Source organism: Clostridium sp. (genome assembly GCF_051650885.1).
In the GTDB taxonomy this organism is placed as follows: domain Bacteria; phylum Bacillota; class Clostridia; order Clostridiales; family Clostridiaceae; genus Clostridium.
Genome location: NZ_JBOFRG010000137.1, coordinates 1 through 4,487 on the forward strand (window position 1 = coordinate 1; position 4,487 = coordinate 4,487).

The window sequence follows — 4,487 nt, forward strand, 5'->3', positions numbered from 1 at the left end:
TATGAAGCTGAAGAAGAACACCAAGATTATTATAAGAAAAATCCTTTTAGATACTATATGTATTACAAAGGTTCAGGAAGAAAGAAATTTATAGAAGAAAATAATTTTAGAGTACCATATTCAAAAGAAGAGCTTAAAGAAAAGCTTACACCAATGCAATATAAAGTAACACAAGAAAGCGGAACAGAACCTGCCTTCCAAAATGAATATTATGACAATAAAGAAGAAGGTATTTATGTTGATGTAGTAACAGGAAAGCCACTCTTTACTTCAAAAGATAAGTTTGATTCAGGATGTGGATGGCCAGCTTTTTCAAAACCAATAGCAGAAGGAACGGTTTATGATAAAGCTGATACAAGCTTTGGAATGCATAGAGTAGAAATAAGGAGCACAGCTGGAAATAGTCATCTTGGACATGTATTTGAGGACGGTCCACAAGAGCTTGGTGGATTAAGATATTGCATAAACTCAGCAGCACTTAAATTTATTCCAAAGGATAAAATGGATGAAGAAGGATATGGAAAATATAAAGGTTTATTAGAATAAAAGGGAAATATAAACAAAAGGTTAAATATGATTTAAAGCAGACTGAATTAGTCTGAAATGGTATATAATAAAGATAGAAATAAGAAATACTTATATTGTTAGATATAAGGGCCTTATAGACAAAAACAAAAGATTAATTAAAAGAAGGAGGAGTTTGCCGTTTTTATAAAGATTATATTAAGTAACCTTTATAAAGGCTATAAGGTTTGGCAACAAAAAAAGAATGAAAGCTGTAGTAGATAAAGATACATGTATCGGATGTGGATTATGTGAAGGAGTTTGTCCTGAAGTATTCGTAATGGAAGATGACGGGAAATCAGTAGCTAAAGATATGGAACTTGATGGAGCACTTTTAGATGGAGCTAAAGATGCTGAGGATCAATGTCCTGTAGGAGCTATAACAGTAGCATAGGAAGTTTTTAAAATTTAGAAAAATATAAATAGAAGGTATCTGTAAACAATACGTTTAAGTTTTGCTTGCAGGTACCTTTTATAATATAGCAAGAAGTTATAAAAGTGAATATATTGAAAGTATGCTTAAAATTTTAAGCAAATTATGAGGTAGTTTAAGAATTTAATAAGGAGGGTTTATAGTGACATTTTATAAAAGGTATTCAGATACATTTCAAGGGAAAATGACTTTTACAGGAAATACTTTAGGGTTTTCTTTTGTTAATCAGGTAACAGGAATTGGATGTTATTTATGCACAATTCCAGGGAATACTGTGTCAGGATATGCAAGTCCAGCAACTCAAATTTGGCAGAAAAATGGATCTACAGCAGTACTAAGTATTCCAAACGGAAGCACAGTAAAGTATGCAGAGCTTTTGTGGGGTGGGTCTACAGTTGGTACAACTATACCAGGGGGAGTACAGGGAACGATGCCAAGCTCCGTATTAGATACAGCCATAACATTCGTAACACCATTAACAACAACTATAATTTCACCAGACCCTATAACAAAAGCACAAACAGCTTCATTAGGAGGCCAGATATTTTATACAAGAACTGCAGAAGTAACAACGTTAGTAAAAAATGCAGGTGGTGGAACATATAAAGTTGGAGGCGTTCCATCAACTATTGAACTTGCAGTATCTGGAACAAGCTGTTGTGGATGGACATTGATGGTTGCTTATGAAAATTTAAGCTATAACTTTTATAATTTAACAATATATACAGGGTGTGAGGGAATACAGGCAAATACACCAGCGGTAAGAACCACAATAACAAACTTTGGAACTCCAAGAACGGGGAATATAGATGCAAGGGTTTTAGTAACTGCACAAGAGGGAAATTCACTATTACCAGGAGATTCGATGTCAATAGGTCCTACCGTAAGTAATTTAACTATTTTATCAGGACCTAATAACTTAGCAAATAACTTTTTTGATTCTAGTATAAATAATGATAGTGGTAATTTAGATACGACAGGTTCATTTGGGAATTTAAATCAACCTCCAAATGGATACACAGCAGCTGCAAGGTGTGGGTGGGACATCACTAATGTTGATGGCTCAAGAGGGTTTACTAACTCACAGATAGCAGCAGTAGTTTCGCTGCAAACAACGCAAGATACCTATGCAGTGTCAGCACTTGGGGTTCAAATACAAGTTCAAGCACCATATATTTTAGGAACAAAAACTGCACAAAGATATGCAAATTTTGGGGAGGAAATAATATATACCTTAGTAATTAGTAATAGAGGACAAGTTGGAGCAGATGGAATGATTATTCAAGATACAATTCCAGATGGAACAACTCTTGTGGCAAACTCAATTACAGCAACAAGCCCTTTTATAGGAAGCGATATACAACAAGGAATTTATCTTCAAAACTCAATACTACCAAGTGAACTAGTAACTATCCAATGGAGGGTATTAGTCACATCAGTTCCATCAAATGGTTATATAACAAATTCAGCAAATTTAAATTATACATTTATAAGTGCAACAAGCTTACCACCTACATCCGCAAAGAATATGTCAAGTAGTGCAAATACAACTATTGTATATTCAAATCTAGATATATCAAAATTAGTAGATAAAACTTATTCAATTAAAGGTGATACAATAACATATACTTTAGTTGTTAAAAATACAGGGAATGTACAAGCTTTAAATTCAGTATTAATAGACACAATACCAAATGGAACAACATTCATTCCAAATTCAATATTTTTAAATGGAACAAGTGTAAATGGGAATATAGCTACAGGCGTGACTTTAGGAAATTTAAATATAGGAAGTGTAAATACAATTACATTTAAAATTCAAGCTATGACAATACCAAATACAAATGATATTTTAAATAATGGATTTATAAATTATAGTTATACACTAGATCCAAGCATTCCAAATATAAATGTTAGTAAATTATCTAATACTGTAAGCACGACTTTTAGTTTGCCAATAATTTCGTATCAAAAATATGTAGATAAAGTATATGCAATGCCAAATGATACAGTAACTTATACATTAGTTATTGGAAACAGTGGAAATGTAGGAGTTACTAATTTAAATTTAATAGATACAGTTCCAAATGGAACAACATTTGTAGCAAACTCAGTTTATATAAATGGAATCCAGATGGTAGGAGCAGATCTAAGCTTAGGAATAAATGTAGGAACTATTGTGCCAAATCAGGTTGTTACAACAACTTTTAGTGTAATAGTTTAAAAAGTTCAGTATTTAGTTTACTGAACTTTTTTCATAGATAAAATGTGTAAATAAATATGAACAGTATAAATTTCTATTTGTTTCAAAAAAATAGACTTGATTCAAATGGGGTAAAACTCCATCTAAATCAAGCCTTCTTAACTAATTAGCTAAATTTAATATCTCATCTTCAGGAAGTGAAGAGTCACAACGAACTTCAATTTCACCTTGTTTTTTAATAATGAAACCAGGAACAGTTCTTACATTATATTTTGCTCTAAGTTCTTCAATCATATCATCAGAATAATCTTCACTATTCACATAAAGTATTTCTGAATTTATCTTACTAGCTAAAGAACCTAACTTCTTAGCGAATTTACGACAGTAAGGACAACTTCCTCTACCAATAAAAACAACTGATGTTTTATCTTCTTCTAATGCTTTAATTACATCTTCAGAAAAAACCTTCTTGAAATTTTTAATATCTTCATTATATATATCATTTCCAAACATTTCAAAATCCTCCTTTAGGCTTTTTTCTTTATTCTAACAAAAGGAACATAGTAAAGCAACTTAAATAGAATAAATAATTAGTTAATAATTATTATTATGAAGAGAGATTTCAAAAGAGGATAAAAGAAAGAGGAAAGGAGCTTTCTAAAAAATCAATTGAAAAGTCAACATCGTATGAGGCTATGAGAGGAGCACTAGAAAAAATATCAAAAGAGATAAAGAAATATTAATAAGAATACATAATGAACTTTTAAAAAATTTATAATGATAAAAATGTAAGTATTAATGTAAACATCTTTGATGATAATATTACAAATAATAAAACAAACATAATTGTAAGTGATAAGGGGAAAAGAATTGAGAAAAAAGAAGTAGATTATGTATTCAAAAGAGACTACAATTAAAGGAGAGCATTTAGGAGTCTGTATGGCTATAGAAAATGAGATTATAAAAATTCATAATGGTATTAGTGAATTAAATAAAGAAATGAAAAAATTATAAAGTTGTAGGAGATGGGTATGAGAAGAAAAGAGATAGTAATGGGTCTTAGTTTAGTAATGGTTCTAGGTTTTAGTGGATGCAACTCAAATGAAAAAGAAAATACAAATAAAGCAGAAGAAAAAGTAGTAGCGAGCAAAATGGATGAAGAATTAACAGTAGACGAAAAGAAAGAAATTACAAAAAAGCTTTTTGAGAAATATATAGAAGAAAATAGAACAGATATCCAAATAGTAAAAGCACAAAATTTAAAAAGAGAGCCAGTTGAAGCATTAA

5 protein-coding genes and 1 pseudogene are annotated in these 4,487 nt (G+C 30.7%); 5 read left to right on the forward strand and 1 reads right to left on the reverse strand.

Annotation, left to right across the window (positions count from 1 at the left end):
* From msrB to ACRC28_RS06550, 3 genes are all read left to right on the forward strand, one after another.
* The coding region (msrB, locus tag ACRC28_RS06540; protein ID WP_438542647.1) for a peptide-methionine (R)-S-oxide reductase MsrB at nt 1–546 on the forward strand (546 nt) is incomplete at its 5' end.
* A gap of 223 nt (nt 547–769) precedes the next feature.
* Nucleotides 770–958, forward strand: a complete 189-nt coding sequence (locus ACRC28_RS06545; protein WP_438542648.1) for a ferredoxin — start codon at nt 770–772, stop codon at nt 956–958.
* A 181-nt stretch (nt 959–1,139) separates the two neighbouring features.
* Entirely contained in the window at nt 1,140–3,221 is a 2,082-nt protein-coding gene (locus ACRC28_RS06550) for a hypothetical protein (protein ID WP_438542649.1), read from the forward strand.
* Between the two features lie 141 nt (nt 3,222–3,362).
* Here ACRC28_RS06550 and traF read toward each other — a convergent pair whose 3' ends face one another.
* Nucleotides 3,363–3,713 carry a conjugal transfer protein TraF gene (gene traF, locus ACRC28_RS06555; RefSeq protein WP_438542650.1) on the reverse strand — a complete coding sequence of 117 codons (351 nt, stop codon included), beginning with the start codon at nt 3,711–3,713 and terminating at the stop codon, nt 3,363–3,365.
* A 378-nt stretch (nt 3,714–4,091) separates the two neighbouring features.
* On the opposite strand from traF, the gene ACRC28_RS06560 reads away from it, so the two are divergent.
* Together ACRC28_RS06560 and ACRC28_RS06565 are read left to right on the forward strand one after the other, a co-directional pair.
* Nucleotides 4,092–4,214 (forward strand): hypothetical protein, encoded by a 123-nt coding sequence (locus ACRC28_RS06560; RefSeq protein ID WP_438542651.1) that lies wholly within the window; start codon nt 4,092–4,094, stop codon nt 4,212–4,214.
* Nucleotides 4,215–4,231: 17 nt separating this feature from the next.
* A pseudogene (locus tag ACRC28_RS06565) lies at nt 4,232–4,487 on the forward strand (hypothetical protein); the annotation flags it as partial.